The 15,767-nt window shown below is 71.2% G+C and carries 11 protein-coding genes; 5 read left to right on the top strand and 6 right to left on the bottom strand.

Annotation, left to right across the window (positions count from 1 at the left end; translation table 11 throughout):
• Positions 1 to 40: 40 nt before the first annotated feature.
• From OG627_RS19590 to ssd, 4 genes are read right to left on the bottom strand one after another with little or no spacing between them, the layout of a single operon-like run.
• On the bottom strand, positions 41 to 823 hold the full coding sequence (locus OG627_RS19590) for a type II secretion system F family protein (protein ID WP_329066861.1): 783 nt from the start codon (positions 821 to 823) through the stop codon (positions 41 to 43).
• Positions 820 to 1,686: a type II secretion system F family protein gene (locus OG627_RS19585; RefSeq protein ID WP_329066859.1), complete on the bottom strand. Its 867-nt coding sequence runs from the start codon at positions 1,684 to 1,686 to the stop codon at positions 820 to 822. The genes OG627_RS19590 and OG627_RS19585 overlap by 4 nt, the downstream gene beginning before the upstream one ends.
• An 8-nt stretch (positions 1,687 to 1,694) precedes the next feature.
• The gene (locus OG627_RS19580; RefSeq protein WP_329066857.1) at positions 1,695 to 2,858 is read right to left on the bottom strand and encodes a TadA family conjugal transfer-associated ATPase; all 1,164 of its coding nucleotides are present in this window, start codon (positions 2,856 to 2,858) and stop codon (positions 1,695 to 1,697) included.
• Complete coding sequence (ssd, locus tag OG627_RS19575) at positions 2,855 to 3,961, bottom strand: septum site-determining protein Ssd (RefSeq protein WP_329066855.1); 1,107 nt, start codon at positions 3,959 to 3,961, stop codon at positions 2,855 to 2,857. Before ssd ends, OG627_RS19580 begins: the two co-directional genes overlap by 4 nt.
• Positions 3,962 to 4,463: 502 nt before the next feature.
• Here ssd and OG627_RS19570 point away from each other — a divergent pair.
• On the top strand, positions 4,464 to 5,300 hold the full coding sequence (locus OG627_RS19570; RefSeq protein ID WP_329072812.1) for an HAD family hydrolase: 837 nt from the start codon (positions 4,464 to 4,466) through the stop codon (positions 5,298 to 5,300).
• A 349-nt stretch (positions 5,301 to 5,649) separates the two neighbouring features.
• On the opposite strand, the gene OG627_RS19565 is transcribed toward OG627_RS19570, so the two are convergent.
• Positions 5,650 to 6,528 (bottom strand): oxidoreductase, encoded by an 879-nt coding sequence (locus OG627_RS19565; RefSeq protein ID WP_329066854.1) that lies wholly within the window; start codon positions 6,526 to 6,528, stop codon positions 5,650 to 5,652.
• A gap of 102 nt (positions 6,529 to 6,630) precedes the next feature.
• Here OG627_RS19565 and OG627_RS19560 point away from each other — a divergent pair, with 102 nt between their 5' ends.
• Positions 6,631 to 7,617 (top strand): ATP-binding protein, encoded by a 987-nt coding sequence (locus OG627_RS19560; RefSeq protein ID WP_329066852.1) that lies wholly within the window; start codon positions 6,631 to 6,633, stop codon positions 7,615 to 7,617.
• Positions 7,618 to 7,644: 27 nt separating this feature from the next.
• On the opposite strand, the gene OG627_RS19555 is transcribed toward OG627_RS19560, so the two are convergent.
• On the bottom strand, positions 7,645 to 8,940 hold the full coding sequence (locus tag OG627_RS19555; RefSeq protein ID WP_329066850.1) for a hypothetical protein: 1,296 nt from the start codon (positions 8,938 to 8,940) through the stop codon (positions 7,645 to 7,647).
• A gap of 305 nt (positions 8,941 to 9,245) precedes the next feature.
• Between OG627_RS19555 and OG627_RS19550 the strand changes: the two genes are divergently transcribed.
• The 3 genes from OG627_RS19550 (at position 9,246) to nhaA (ending at position 15,716) form a co-directional block, all read left to right on the top strand.
• Positions 9,246 to 11,957, top strand: coding sequence for a SulP family inorganic anion transporter (locus OG627_RS19550; protein WP_329066848.1), 2,712 nt, complete (start codon positions 9,246 to 9,248; stop codon positions 11,955 to 11,957).
• A 181-nt stretch (positions 11,958 to 12,138) separates the two neighbouring features.
• A complete protein-coding gene (acs, locus tag OG627_RS19545) occupies positions 12,139 to 14,094 on the top strand; it encodes an acetate--CoA ligase (protein ID WP_329066846.1) in 1,956 nt (651 codons plus the stop codon).
• A 218-nt stretch (positions 14,095 to 14,312) separates the two neighbouring features.
• The gene (nhaA, locus tag OG627_RS19540) at positions 14,313 to 15,716 is read left to right on the top strand and encodes a Na+/H+ antiporter NhaA (RefSeq protein ID WP_329066844.1); all 1,404 of its coding nucleotides are present in this window, start codon (positions 14,313 to 14,315) and stop codon (positions 15,714 to 15,716) included.
• The last annotated feature ends 51 nt before the right edge of the window (positions 15,717 to 15,767 follow it).

Raw genomic sequence — 15,767 nt, 5'->3', positions numbered from 1 at the left:
TCTTGGTTCGGAGGCCGGGCAAAGAGCCCGGCCGAAATGTTCAATCGCCGGTCAGCAGCGCGCTCGCCAGGCCGATGACCACGGGCGCCACGCCCACCGCCAGAAAGGCGGGAAGGAAGCACAGCCCCACCGGCGCGGTGATCAGCACCTGGGCGCGCTGGGCCCTGGCGACGGCGGCCCGGGAGCGCTCCGCTCTCAGGCCCTCGGCCAGCCGGGACACCGGCTCGGCCGCCGGCGCCCCCGTGGCACCGGCCCGTTCCAGACAGCGGGCCAGCCCCGCCGCTCCCGGTACGGTGCCGAGCCGCCCCCACGCCTCGGCCGGTTCACCGCCGAGGCGCAGCTCGGCCGCCGTACGGGCCAGCCGGTCGCCGACGGGGCCGCCCAGGGACTCGCCGACCGCCTCCGCCGCCTCGCGCGGGCCGGCGCCCGCGGTGAGGCAGGCGGCCAGCAGATCGGCGGCGAGCGGGAGCTGCCGCGCCGCCTCGGCGGCCCGGGGCCGGTCGGGATCGTCCGTCCTTCGGGTGCGCAGCCGGCGGCGGGCCACGTACGCGCCCGCAAGCCCCATGGCCCAGCCCGCGACCCCGCCGATCAGTACCCAGCCGGTGATCACCACGCCGAGGGGCGGCCCCCAGCGCACCCCCCACTGCCTCGCCCTCGTCCATGGCACGGGCCCCGCCCGCCCGTGACCGGCGTTCAGCAGAGCCGCGAGCCGTCCGCGCACCCGGCGCTCGCGACGCCGGGCCGCTATCGCGAGGGCCAGACAGCAGACGGCGGCGAGCAGCGGGAGAAGCATCCACAGCCTGGGGGCGAACTCTCCGCTCATGGCGCCTCCCCGCTCCGTACGACCCGGGCCGCCCACCACAGGCCCGCGGCCTCCAGCAGCCCGCCGACGGCCAGACATCCCAGGCCGGCCGGGGTGTGCAGCAGGACGCGCAAGGGATCGGCGCCCAGCGCCGCGCCCATCAGCAGCCCCACCACCGGCAGCAGCGCGAGGACCACCACCGTCGACCAGGCGCCCGCCAACTGGGCCCGCAGTCCTTCCCGCTGGTCCTTCTCCGCCCGGAGGGCGGTCTCCAGACGGTCCAGTCCCGCGGCGAGACCCGCCCCGCTGTCCACAGCCACCCGCCAGCAGGCCGCGAGCCCCACCAGGCCGTCCGCTCCCGGTTCGTGTGCCGCCCGCCGCAGCGCACCGGGCACGTCGCCGCCGAACCGCGCGGCAGCCAGCACCGCGGCCTCTCCGCGTCCCAGCCCGCCCGTGGGCCCGGCAGCGGTCAGCAGGGCCTGTACGGGCTGGGAACCGGCTCTCAGCTCCGCCGCCGCCACCCCGCACAGCGCGAGAACCCCGTCGGCGCGCCGCTCCCGCGCCCGTCTCAGCTCCCGGGCCCTGAGCCGGCGCCCCACCAGAGGCACCGCCAGGGCTCCCCCGGCCAGCGGCAGCACCGAGTCACCCCACAGGGCGAGCAGCAGCGCGGGCGGCAGACACCACCATTCCCGGCCCAGCCGCAGCACCCACGCACGCGCTCGCCACAGCCAGCGCTCCCAGGGAGGCGCTCCCGGCGGCGGCGCGCCCGCGGTCCCGGCCCCGGCGAACAGCGCCCCGGCCCTGCGCAGTCCCCGCTCATGACCGGCCATCAGCCAGGCCGCCGCCCCCGCGCACATCACCGCCGCGAGCACCACGGCCGTCATGGCCGGCGTCACAGCGCGCCCCCGATCAGTCCCAGCAGCCTCGGCCAGCCCCGCTCCCGCGCGAATCCCCCCGCGTCCCAGCGCAGCGCGGGTACCGGCACCACCAGCCCCGCGGCGTCCCGCTCCAGCACATGCACCTCGGCGACCCGCCGGAGCCCGTTTCTGTCCCGCACGAGATGGATGACGACCGACAGAGCGGCCGCCAACTGGCTGTGCAGCGCGGCCCGGTCGAGGCCAGCCGCCGTGCCGAGGGCCTCCAGCCGCGCGGGCACGTCCGCCGCCGCGTTGGCGTGGACCGTCCCACTGCCTCCTTCGTGGCCCGTGTTCAGAGCGGCCAGGAGTTCGGTGACCTCGTGTCCCCTGACCTCGCCGACGACCAGTCGGTCCGGCCGCATCCGCAGTGCCTGTCTGACCAGATCCCGCAGGGTCACCAGGCCCGCGCCCTCCTGGTTGGCGGGCCGGCCCTCCAGCCGCACCACATGCGGATGGTCGGGCCTCAACTCGGCCGAGTCCTCGGCCAGCACGATCCGTTCACCCGGCCCGACGAGGCCGAGCAGCGTCGAGAGAAGCGTGGTCTTGCCGGTGCCGGTGCCGCCACTGATCAAGAAGGACAGCCTGGCCTCGATCAGCGCTCGCAGCACCCGCTCCCCGCCGGGCGGCAGGGTCCCCGCTCCGGTCAGCTCGGCCAGCGAGAACGCCTTGGGCCGCACCACCCGCAGCGACAGACATGTACAGCCGACGGCCACCGGCGGCAGCACCACGTGCATCCGGGTCCCGTCGGGCAGCCGGGCGTCCACCCAGGGTCTTGCGTCGTCGAGCCGGCGTCCCGCCGTGGCGGCGAGTCGCTGCGCCAGCCTTCTCACCGAGGCGGCGTCCGCGAAGGACACCGCTGTGAGCTGCAAGCCGCCGCCACGGTCCACCCAGACCCGGTCGGGCGCGGAGACCAGCACGTCCGTCACCGTCGGGTCGGCCAGCAGCGGTTCCAGCGGCCCTGTCCCCACCAGCTCGCACCGCAGCTCCTCCGCGGCGCCGAGCACTTCCGTGTCGCCCAGGAGCCTTCCCTGAGCCCGTAGCGCCGCCGCCACCCTCGCGGGTGTGGGATCGGCGCCGCTCTCCGCGAGCCGCTGGCGTACGGCGTCCAGCAGCCCGCCCGCCGGCGCGCCGACGCTCATGAGGGCACGCTCTCTTCCCCCGCCAGCGCCTGCTCCCAGAAGGCCGTGCAGAACGCGGCCAGCGGCCCGCGCCTGCGGGAGCCCGGCGGCTCCCCGCCGTCCTGGGCCTGCGACAGGCCCGGTTCCAGTGGGAGTTCGCCCGCGAGCGGGAGCCGCAGCGCGTCGGCGATCCACTGCTCGTCGAGTCCGGCGGCGTACGGCCCGCGCACCACCGCCCGCAGGTCCGGGAGCACCATGCTCACCATCGAGGCCACCCGCCCCGCCGCCGCGACGGCGCGCAGCTCGGCGGGGACCACCAGAAGCCCCACATCGAGCTGGGCGAGAGCCTCCGCCACGGCCTCGTCCACCCGGCGCGGGAGATCCACCACCACGATGCCGCCGCGCCTGCGGGCGGCGGCCAGCACCGACCTCATGGCCTCAGGCCGCACCATCACGGAATCCCCGCGATCCCAGCTGAGCACGCGTAGTTGATGAAGACGCGGCAGCGACTCCTCCAGGGCCCCGCCCGCGACTCGTCCTTTGGAGGCGGCGAAATCAGGCCAGCGTCTGCCGTCCGTCTGCTCGCCGCCGAGCAGCACGTCGAGCCCGCCACCGAGCGGATCTCCGTCGATGAGCATGGTGCGCCGGCCCTCGCGCGCGGCGGTGACGGCCAGGGCACAGGCCAGGGTGGAGGCCCCGGCTCCGCCTCGTCCGCCGATCACGCCGACGGTCAGGGCCGGCCGTCCCACGCCCTCGGCGGCGTCCGCGATCCGGTCGACCAGCCAGCTTTCCGCATCGGGCAGCCGCAGCACGCAGTCGGCGCCGATCTCCACCGCCCGTCGCCACACGTCGGGGTCGTCCTGGTCCCGGCCGACGAGCATGACGCCCCGTCTGCGGGAGGCTCCGCGGCAGCGCGCCGCCGCGTCGTCCCCGACGAGGACCATCGGCGCTTCCTCCCAGGAGCCCTTCCGCTCCGGGACGGAGTGGTGCACCTCCGGCTCGGCGCCGGCCGCTGCGCACAGCCGCAGCAGATCGTCGAGCAGCTCCACGTCCTCGGTGACGATCAGCGGTCCCGCCCGGCGCTCTTCCGCCGGCGACCGATCGGATGTCGTGGATCCAGCCATGATGCCCGCCCCCTGTCTCTGCCTCGATCCGGTATCCGCGAGTGCCCCTATCGGAGATCTCGCGGTGATCCGGTATCCGTGATTCCGGCTTCCGCGAACTTCGCGGCCGGAATCACCCTGGACGGGAACAGGAAATCGTGTGGATCTTGCTGGAAAACTGTGGACAACTCAGCAGTTGTGAATATCCCGGTAGCTCATACCGGTGACTTCCGGAGTGCAGCGCATCGACTACTCGCAGTGACGGGCATGCTGGCGAAGACAGCAGCGGGCACGGAGATCGAGAAGAGGAGTGAGTCGCGATGCGAGAGCCGAAAACGGGTCCGGACATGCGACGACCCCCGCCGGGGGGGAGAGCGGGGGTCGTCCCCACGGCCGGCTCGGGGGGGGGGAGGAGCCGGACCGGGTGAGCACGGTCGCGAACGATCCGTGACTTCCATGGTGTACCCGACAGCCTTCTCAGGCAAACCCACGCGCCATGGCTTACGCCGAATGGTGGGCGCATATGCTCGGCATCGTGGAAAACCACTCCTTGCCGCGTACAGCAGCCTTCTTCGACCTGGACAAGACGGTCATTGCGAAGTCATCGACGCTGACCTTCAGCAAGTCCTTCTACCAAGGCGGCCTGATCAACCGCCGGGCAGTTCTGCGCACCGCATACGCGCAGTTCGTCTTCCTCGCCGGAGGCGCCGATCACGACCAGATGGAGCGCATGCGGGAGTATCTGTCCGCGCTCTGCAAGGGCTGGAACGTCCAGCAGGTCAAAGAGATCGTCGCCGAGACACTGCACGACCTGATCGACCCGATCATCTACGACGAGGCGGCGTCCCTCATCGAGAACCACCACACCGCGGGCCGCGATGTGGTGATCGTCTCCACATCGGGCGCGGAGGTCGTCGAGCCGATCGGGGAACTGCTCGGAGCGGACCGGGTCGTCGCCACCCGGATGGTCGTCGGCGCCGACGGCTGCTTCACCGGCGAGGTGGAGTACTACGCCTACGGCCCGACCAAGGCCGAGGCGGTCAAGGCGCTCGCCGAGTCCGAGGGGTACGACCTGTCGCGCTGCTACGCGTACAGCGACTCCATCACCGACGTCCCCATGCTCGAATCCGTCGGTCATCCCCACGCGGTCAATCCGGACCGCGCGCTGCGCCGCGAGGCAACGGCCCGCGCATGGCCGATTCTCGTCTTCAGCCGCCCCGTTCGACTCAAGCAGCGACTGCCCGCCTTCTCGATGCCGCCCCGCCCCGCACTGGTCGCGGCGGCAGCGGTGGGCGCGGCGGCCGCGACGGCGGGCCTGGTCTGGTACGCCAGCCGACGCCGGCAGTCCACGCTCGGCTGAACCCCTGCCACCTGCGCCTTTTGCCCTTATTTGAAGGCAAAAGTAAAGAAGTGGGGCCAGGGGTTCCGCATCCCGACGGACAGGAGTACAAAGGAGTCAACGGCCCGCGAGACCAAGGACATCCGAGAGGATCACCTGTTTACGCACCAGGCCCCACGGACCGAACATGAAAACCGGGCACCCACGCGACGTCGACCCGTCGATTACGGGCCAGCCGCACCAGGTGACGGGCCGAGTTCCCGACCTGATGGGCAAAATTTCGAGGACGCTTGGTAACCCGGTGGACATGTCAGCGGCGGCGCCAGGACGGCGTCGCCGCGACTCTGTCCGCGCCCGCGCGGGACTCGGATCAGGCCGCGCCGCGCTGAAGCGCCTCGCAGACGGCCGTCGATTCCCGCACTCCCAGCTCAACCGCGCGTCCACAGTGGGTGATCCACGCCGTCATGCCGTCCGGCGTGCCCGACAGATAACCGTCAAAGGCCGCCGCGTACGCCGCGCGCCCCAGCTCCGCGTGACCCACCTCGGCCGGGCAGATCGACTTGGGATCCAGCCCACTGCCGACCAGCACGATCCGCTCGGCCGCCCGCGCCACCAGCCCGTTGTACGAGCCGAACGGGCGCAGCGCCAGCAGTTCCCCGTGCACCACCGCCGCCGTCACCAGCGCCGGCACCGCACTCGTGGCGAGCACCAGCCGGGACAGCCCGTCCAGCCGCCCCGCCACCTCGTCGGCGTCCGGCAGCGGCAGCTCGGCCAGCGGTCCGGCCACTTCGGCACCGGGCGTCTCGGCCACCGGTTCGCCGGCCAGCCGGGGCCGCCCGACCGTCTCGTCGGGGATGCCGGTTCCGCCCGCGGCCACCAGATGGAGCCGGGCCAGCACCCGTAGCGGCGACTGTGCCCAGACGGAGAGGAGTTGACCGGCCTCGGCGTTGAGCCGGAGGGCGGCACCGACCGTACGGGCCTCGGCCTCCGAGCCGAAGTCGCTGCGCCGGCGCACCTCTTCGAGCGCCCAGTCCGTGCCGGAGAGCGCGGCGGAGCCCCGCGCGGCGCGCAACGCCGCTTCCGAGGTGACCTCGTTGCTGCGGCGCCGCATCACGCGGTGGCCGTACACACGGTCGACGGCCTTGCGTACGGAATCCACCGCGTCCGGCACCCCCAGAAGGGAGGCCAGCGCGACCAAGGGGTCCCCCGGCCGCGGCGCGGAGGAAGCGTCAGAGGCTGTCGTACTCATAGGTAGGGAGGCTACGCGCCCTGGACGCGCGCCCCACCTTGGAGTGGTCTTCCTCACCGAAGCCCCTCACCTTGCGCGAGATTGCCGCTACGGTACGTGAACATGAAGATCGCTTTCGTGGGCAAGGGCGGCAGTGGCAAAACCACGCTGTCCTCGCTCTTCATCCGTCATCTGACCGCCAACGAGGCCACCGTCGTCGCGGTGGACGCCGATATCAACCAGCATCTGGGGACCGCCCTCGGCCTCGACGAGGCGGCGGCCGCCGCGCTGCCCGCGATGGGCGCGCACCTGGGGCTGATCAAGGACTATCTGCGGGGCAGCAACCCTCGGATCGCCTCCGCCGACGCGATGATCAAGACCACGCCGCCGGGCGAGGGATCGCGGCTGCTCAGGATCGGCGAGAACAATCCCGTGTACGAGACCTGTGCCCGCGAGGTACGGCTGGACGACGGCGAGATCCGGCTGATGGCCACGGGCCCCTTCACCGAGTCGGACCTCGGGGTCGCCTGCTACCACTCCAAGGTCGGCGCGGTCGAGCTGTGCCTCAACCATCTGGTGGACGGCACCGACGAGTACATGGTGGTCGACATGACGGCGGGGTCCGACTCCTTCGCCTCGGGGATGTTCACCCGGTTCGACATGACGTTCCTGGTGGCCGAGCCGACGCGCAAGGGCGTGTCCGTCTACCGCCAGTACAAGGAGTACGCGCGGGACTACGACGTGCCGCTGAAGGTCGTCGGCAACAAGGTCCAGAACCAGGACGACCTGGATTTCCTCCGTGACGAGGTGGGCGACGACCTGCTCGTGGCCGTGGGCCACTCCGAGTGGGTCCGCGCGATGGAGAAGGGCCGCCCCCGGCGCTTCGAGCTGCTGGAGGCGGACAACCGCTGCGCGCTCCAGACGCTCCAGGACGCGGCCGAGGACTCGTACGAGCACCGCGACTGGGAGCGGTACACGCGTCAGATGGTCCACTTCCATCTCAGGAACGCCGAGAGCTGGGGCAACGCGAAGACGGGCATCGACCTGGCCGCCCAGGTCGATCCCGCCTTCGTGCTCAGCGAGGCACTCGCCGTCCCCCAGCCCTCCTGACCACTGCCCCCGGCGCCTTCCGCGCGGTCAGTGCTTCTCGGAGCGACCGGCCGGGTGGGCCGCCGGGGCCGCCGGTGAGGCGGCGGAGCCCGAGGACATGCCGGTGGCGGCGGTGAAGGACGGCCAGCCGGTCTTCGGCGCCTGGCCGACCCGCAGAGTCCGGAGCTTTTCCAGGGTCGCCGGGTCCTGCGCGTCGAGCCAGTCGGCGAGCTGGCGGAACGTCACACACTCGACGTCCTTCTGCACACAGACCGTCTTGATCGTCTCCTCGACGGCGCGCATGTAGGTTCCGCCGTTCCAGGACTCGAAGTGGTTGCCGATGATCAGCGGGGCGCGGTTTCCCTCGTAGGAGCGGTCGAACGCCTTGAGCAGGCCGTCACGCATCTGGTCGCCCCAGTACTCGTGCTGCGAGGGGTCGCCCTGGGTTGTCGTCCCCGACTGGTTGAACATGAAGTTGTAGTCCATGGAGAGCGTCTCGAATTCGCGGCCCGGCACCGGGACCAGCTGGAGCGGAAGGTCCCACAGGCCGTCCTTCTTCTTCGGCCAGACCTGGTTGCCGATGCCGCTGGAGTCGTAGCGGAAGCCCATCGTCCGGGCCGCCGCCATCATGTTCTTCTGCCCTTCCAGACAGGGCGTACGGCCGCCGACCATCTCCTTGTCGTAGTCGAAGGGCAGCGGCGCCTCGCCCGCCAGGCCGGTGTTGGTCTTCCAGCCCTTCACGAAGGACTTGGCCTGATTGATCTCGCTCTTCCACTCCTCGACGGACCAGGTGCCGACACCGCCCTCGTCACCGCAGAAGTGACCGTTGAAGTGCGTGCCGATCTCGTTGCCCTCGTGCCAGGCCGCGCGCACCTCCCGCAGGGTGTCCTTGATCCCCTGGGTGTCGTTGAAGCCGATGTCGGAGCTGCCGGGTGCGTGCTTCGGCGGGTCGTACAGCTTGGCCTTCTCCTCGGGGAGCAGATAGACGCCGCTCAGGAAGTACGTCATCTTCGCGTCGTACTTCTTGGCCACCTGCCGGAAGTGGGAGAAGAGCTTCTGGCTGTCCTCACCGGCGCCGTCCCACGAGAACACCACGAACTGCGGGGGCTTCTGTCCCGGCTTCAGACGCTGCGGGGTGGTGGTGAACGGCTGGGTCCCGGTGTACGCGGTCGAGCCGTCGCCGATGAGCCGGACGGCGTTCTCGGGGGCCTTCTTGGCGCCGGCGGCACCCTTCTTGCCCTCCCCCTTGGCTTCCTGCCCACCGGACCCGGAGCAACCGGCGAGACCGACGGCGAGCGCCGTGACGGCAGCGCCGAAGGCGATTCTCTTTGTGGCGGCCAGCATCCGCACACCCTCTTCCTTCAGGTTTCAGTACCGAAGTGCCGAGCGGCGACTGCCGGCACGGCGCCGAGCGCCGACAACCTCGCACTGAGACTGAAGATGTGAATAAACGACAAGCCGGACAAAATCACTAATCACCATCCCGAGTGAAAGCTTGCCCCATTTGCCCGAAAAGTAATGTCCCATTCTTTACTCTGCATTACGATCCATTTACCGAGAGTTGAGTTACGCATCCCGCCACTGCATGCCGTGACCCACGGCCGCGACCCACGTTCCGCGACCGCGCTGCCCTGGAGGAGACGGGAAATATGTCTGCCGGCGTCCCCACTCGCACCACTCCCCCCGTCCGCACGCCGCACGGCCCACCACCGGGCGGCCGCAGGTTCCGCATCGCCGGAGCCGACCTGTCCGCGTCCATCTCCGTCTTCCTGATCGCGCTGCCGCTCTCGCTGGGCATCGCACTCGCCACCGGCGCGCCACTCCAGGCCGGCCTGGTGGCGGCCGCCGTGGGCGGCCTGGTCGTTGGCCGGCTGGGCGGGGCTCCGCTCCAGGTCAGCGGCCCCGCCGCCGGGCTCACCGTCGTCACGGCCGATCTGATCCAGCGGTACGGCTGGCGCACCACCTGCGCCATCACCATCTGCGCGGGCGTCGCCCAACTGGGCCTCGCGGCGCTACGGGTGGCCCGCTCCGCGCTGGCCGTCAGCCCGGCGATCGTGCACGGGATGCTCGGGGGCATCGGCGTCACGATCGCGCTGGCCCAACTCCACATCGTTCTCGGCGGTACGCCGCAGAGTTCCGCCGTCGACAATGTCCGCGGGCTGCCGGCCCAGTTGGCCAACCCGCATCCGGGCGCGCTGTCGGTGAGCGCGCTGACCGTCGCGGTACTGCTGCTCTGGCCGCGTGTTCCGGGCCGCGCGGGCCGGATCGCACGCAAGCTCCCGGCGGCGCTCGCGGCCGTGGCCCTAGCCACGGCACTCGCCGCGCTCGCGGGGATCCGTCTGGAGTACGTCGACCTGCCGTCCTGGAGCAACCACGCCCTGCCCGAGCTGCCCGAGGGGCCGGTACTCGGACTGCTCGCCGCCGTCCTCACCGTCACCCTGGTCGGCAGCGTCGAATCACTGCTGTCCGCGGTCGCCGTGGACAAGCTGACGGCAGCGCGCAAGGAGCCGCACGTCCGGATCCCTCGCGCACGTCTCGACCGGGAGCTGGCAGGACAGGGAGCGGGGAACGTCGTCTCCGGGGCGCTCGGCGGGCTGCCCGTCACCGGGGTCGCCGTGCGCAGCGCCGCCAATGTCGCGGCGGGCGCCGTCAGCAGAAACTCGGCCATGTTGCACGGCCTGTGGGTGGCGGTCGCCGCCCTGTTGCTGGTGCCCGTGCTCGATCTGATCCCGCTGTCGGCGCTGGCCGCGCTGGTGATGGTGGTGGGGATCCAGATGGTGAACCTGACGCATATGCGCAGCGTGCGGCGGAACCGCGAAATGCTGGTGTACGCGGTGACCCTGGCCGCCGTCGTACTGACCGGCGTGCTGGAGGGCGTCATGATCGGGATCGCGGTCGCGGTGGCGGTGGCGCTGCACCGGTTGACCAGGACACGGATCACCGTGGAGGAGAAGGACGGGGTGCATCGTGTCCGCGCCCGGGGGCAGTTGACGTTTCTCGCCGTGCCGAGGCTCAGCCGGCTGCTGCACCAGGTGCCGCAGGGCGCCGACAGCGTGGTGGAGCTGGACGGGTCGTTCATGGACCACGCGGCGCACGAGACCCTGCACGACTGGCAGACCGCGCATGTCGCGCAGGGCGGCAGGGCCGAGTTCACCGGCCGGGCGGGCCGCCGGATCGCCGAGCCCACCGCCGAGGCCCACACCTGCTGCCGCCCCTGGACTCCCTGGCGCAATCACCACTGCGGCGCGCACCCGGGCGGGGAGCGGCCGATGGCCGGGGCGTCCGCCGCCTCGGCGCTGGAGGAGAGACACACCGCGGAGGAACAGGCCGCGGAACACCCGGGCGGGGCCGCCCTCCCGGGCATCAGACCGCACGCACGCGCGGACTCGGACGCGGACGCGCACCCGGAATCGAACACCGCCCTGGACGCGGACAGCGGCGCGGACAGAGACCGGGTCGCGGAGAGCGACACGACCGAAGGTGCGGATACGGGCGCAGTCGCCGGCCCGATTTCGGGCACCGGCATCGGCGTGGGCACGGGACAGGCGTCGAGGCAGCCGACGTCGAACACGTCCTCGGCACCGCCCGTCGGCCGGCCGGGCGGCAACGGGCTTGACGGCGCGGCCCGTTCGCCGGGCGGTCGTCAGCTGGCCAGCGGACTCAGCTCCTTCCAGCGCAATACGGCGCCACGGGTGCGCGGCGAGCTGGCGCGGCTGGCGCGCGAGGGGCAGCGGCCCTCGCAGCTCTTCCTCACCTGCGCCGACTCCCGGCTGGTCACGAGCATGATCACGTCGAGCGGTCCGGGCGATCTCTTCACCGTACGGAACGTGGGCAATCTGGTCCCGCTGCCGGAGGCCGACGGCGCGGACGACTCGGTGGCGGCGGCGATCGAGTACGCCGTGGATGTGCTGCGGGTCGCGTCCATCACCGTCTGCGGGCACTCGGGGTGCGGCGCCATGCAGGCCCTGCTCAACACCCCGGAGGACGCCGGGGAGCCCCGTACCCCGCTGCGGCGCTGGCTGCGCCACGGGCAGCCCAGCCTGGAGCGGATGAGGAACCGTCACCACCCCTGGGCCAGGATCTCCGGACGGCTGCCGGCCGACGCCGTCGAGCAGCTCTGTCTGACCAATGTCGTCCAGCAGCTGGACCATCTGCGAGCCCACGAAGCGGTGGCGCGGCGGCTGGCGGAGGGCAGCCTGGAGCTGCACGGGATGTACTTCCATGTCGGTGAGGCGCAGGCGTATCTCCTGGCGGACGGGGTCGCGACCGCCGGTGCCGACGCGGGCAGCAGGGGCGTGGGCGGGGACGCGGAAGTGTTCAACCGGGTGGCCCCGACCGCGTTCGAGGAGTCGCGCGCCTGAACCTTCCGCGTACCGCATCCGTGAGATTGTGTGGCCCCCTTTCCCGTCCGCTCGGGGAGAGGGGGCCGGAAAAGAGCACCTCATAGGTCTAAACCAATTTTTGGAAGCCCCTTGTCACCCGGGCATCCGACTGATGAGCTAGGGCCGGGACACCTAGGACGCCCTGGGAAAGGGAGATGTCGTGAGCAACGAAAGCCTGGCCAACCTGCTCAAGGAAGAGCGGCGATTCGCACCGCCGGCCGAGCTGGCCGCACACGCCAACGTGACGGCGGAGGCGTACGAGCAGGCCGCGGCGGACAGGCTTGGCTTCTGGGCCGAGCAGGCGAGGCGGCTCAGCTGGGTCACCGAGCCGACCGAGACGCTGGACTGGTCGAACCCGCCCTTCGCGAAATGGTTCGCGGACGGCGAGTTGAACGTCGCCTACAACTGCGTCGACCGTCATGTGGAGGCCGGGCACGGCGACCGGGTGGCGATCCACTTCGAGGGTGAGCCGGGCGACAGCCGCGCGATCACCTACGCGGAGCTGAAGGACGAGGTGTCACGGGCCGCCAACGCCCTGACCGAGCTGGGCGTCCGGGCGGGTGACCGGGTCGCCGTCTATCTGCCGATGATCCCCGAGGCGGCCGTCGCCATGCTGGCCTGCGCCCGGATCGGGGCCGCGCACTCCGTGGTCTTCGGCGGCTTCTCGGCCGACGCCGTGGCCTCCCGTATCCAGGACGCCGACGCCAAGCTGGTCATCACCTCCGACGGCGGCTACCGCCGGGGCAAGCCGGCCGCCCTCAAGCCCGCCATCGACGCGGCGGTCGCCAAGTGCCCCCAGGTCGAGCACGTACTGGTGGTGCGGCGTACCGGCCAGGACACCGCGTTCGACGATTCCCGGGACGTGTGGTGGCACGACATCGTCGGCCGCCAGTCCGCCGAGCACACTCCGGAGGCGTTCGGCGCGGAGCACCCGCTGTTCATCCTCTACACCTCGGGCACGACGGGAAAGCCGAAGGGCATCCTGCACACCTCGGGCGGCTATCTCACCCAGGCGGCCTACACCCACCACGCCGTCTTCGACCTCAAGCCCGAGACGGACGTGTACTGGTGCACGGCCGACATCGGCTGGGTGACGGGCCACTCGTACATCGTGTACGGACCGCTGGCCAACGGCGCCACGCAGGTGATGTACGAGGGCACTCCCGACACCCCGCACCAGGGGCGGTTCTGGGAGATCGTGCAGAAGTACGGGGTGACGATCCTCTACACGGCGCCGACGGCGATCCGTACGTTCATGAAGTGGGGCGACGACATCCCCGCCAAGTTCGACCTGACCTCCCTGCGGGTGCTGGGCTCGGTCGGCGAGCCGATCAACCCCGAGGCGTGGATCTGGTACCGCGAGCACATCGGCGCGGGCAAGACGCCCATCGTGGACACCTGGTGGCAGACCGAGACCGGCGCCATGATGATCTCCCCGCTGCCCGGCGTGACGGAGACCAAGCCGGGCTCGGCCCAGCGGGCCCTGCCGGGGATCTCGGCCACCGTCGTGGACGACGAGGCCCGCGAGGTGCCCGACGGAGGCGGCGGCTATCTCGTCCTCACCGAACCGTGGCCGTCGATGCTGCGCACCATCTGGGGCGACGACCAGCGGTTCATCGACACCTACTGGTCGCGCTTCGAAGGCAAGTACTTCGCCGGGGACGGCGCCAAGAAGGACGACGACGGCGACATCTGGCTGCTGGGCCGGGTCGACGACGTGATGCTGGTGTCCGGGCACAACATCTCCACCACCGAGGTGGAGTCCGCCCTCGTCTCCCATCCCAAGGTCGCCGAGGCCGCCGTCGTCGGCGCCAATGACGAGACCACCGGCCAGGCCATCGTCGCCTTCGTCATTCTGCGCGGCAGCGCCTCCGTCGACGACGGTCTGGTGGCGGAGTTGCGCAACCATGTGGGCACCACGCTCGGCCCGATCGCCAAGCCCAAGCGCATCCTGCCGGTAGCGGAGCTGCCCAAGACCCGCTCGGGCAAGATCATGCGCCGGCTGCTGCGGGACGTCGCGGAGAACCGACAGCTGGGGGATGTCACCACCCTCACGGACTCGTCCGTCATGGATCTGATCCAGACACAGCTGCCCAGCGCGAGCAGCGAGGACTGAGCAGCGAGCCCGAGGCCCCGCTCCAGGTCCGCTCCTGGGGCGGGGCCTCGGGCATCGCTCATGCCGGGTCCCGCTCCGCCGTGCCGGGGTGACCCGCTCTACGGGCGTCCGGGTAGTGTGGGCGACGCGTCAACAACACAACAAGCTTTTCAAGGTGCGCCGGGAAGTCTGGTCGGCAGGTGTTTCGTCCTGCCCGCAAAACGACCGGAGGCCGCTTCGTGCCCGCGCCCACCCACACCCCCACCCCTCGTAAGTTCCTCGGCCGGCTCCCGCTGCCCGAGCGGAACTACATCTCCGACGCGCTGCGCACCGAAACCGTCGGCGGCGTCCTGCTCCTCGCCGCCGCCATCGCCGCGCTGATCTGGGCGAACACCCCGCTGAGCGGCAGCTACGGATCCGTACGCGACTTCCACGCCGGCCCCGCCGCGCTCGGTCTCGATCTCTCCGTACAGCACTGGGCCGCCGACGGGCTGCTCGCCGTCTTCTTCTTCGTCGCCGGTGTCGAGCTGAAGCGCGAGCTGGTGGCCGGGGAGCTGCGCGACCCGAAGGCCGCCGCCCTGCCAGTGATCGCGGCGCTCTCCGGTATGGCCGTACCCGCGCTGGTGTATGTGCTGGTCAACACGGTCGGCGGCGGTTCCCTGGGGGGCTGGGCCGTGCCCGTCGCGACGGATATCGCCTTCGCGCTCGCCGTCCTCGCGGTCCTCGGCACCTCACTGCCCTCCGCGCTGCGCGCCTTCCTGCTCACCCTCGCCGTCGTCGATGATCTCTTCGCGATTCTGATCATCGCGGTCTTCTTCACCAGCGAGCTGAACTTCCTGGCGCTGGGCGGCGCCGTGATCGGGCTCGCGGTCTTCTGGCTGCTGCTGCGCAAGGGCGTCCACGGCTGGTACGTGTATGTCCCGCTGGCCCTGGTCATCTGGGGGCTGATGTACAACAGCGGCGTCCACGCCACCATCGCCGGTGTCGCGATGGGCCTGATGCTGCGCTGCACCAGGAACGAGGGCGAGTCGCAGTCGCCCGGCGAGCACATCGAACATCTGGTGCGCCCCCTGTCCGCCGGGCTGGCCGTCCCCCTGTTCGCCCTCTTCTCCGCGGGTGTCTCGGTCTCCGGCGCCGCGCTCGGCGGGGTCTTCACCCGGCCGGAGACGCTGGGGGTCGTCCTGGGGCTGGTGGTCGGCAAGACGATCGGCATCTTCGGCGGCACCTGGCTCGCCGCGCGCTTCACCAAGGCCGAGCTGAACGAGGATCTCGCCTGGCCCGACGTCTTCGCCGTCGCCGCGCTCGCCGGGATCGGCTTCACGGTCTCGCTGCTCATCGGCGAGCTGGCCTTCACCTCGGACCCGGGCCTCACCGACGAGGTGAAGGCCGCGGTGCTGACGGGCTCGCTGATCGCCGCCGTGTTCTCGGGCATTCTGCTCAAGCTCCGGGTCCGTAAGTACCGCGCGCTGTACGAGGAGGAGGAGCGCGACGAGGACCACGACGGCATCCCCGACATCTATGAACAGGACGATCCGGGGTACCACCTGCGCATGGCCGCTCTCCACGAGGCGAAGGCGGCGGAACACCGGAAGCTGGCGGAACACGCGGGGGCAACGCGCGAGGACGACGACGGTCCGGCATGATCGGACAACGAGTCCGTGCAGCGCGGGCGGGACAGTACGTCCGCGGCACGG

It is taken from the genome of Streptomyces sp. NBC_01429, assembly GCF_036231945.1.
In the GTDB taxonomy this organism is placed as follows: domain Bacteria; phylum Actinomycetota; class Actinomycetes; order Streptomycetales; family Streptomycetaceae; genus Streptomyces.
Note: the sequence above shows the minus strand (reverse complement) of the source record. Positions and strands in the feature narration are given on the sequence as shown.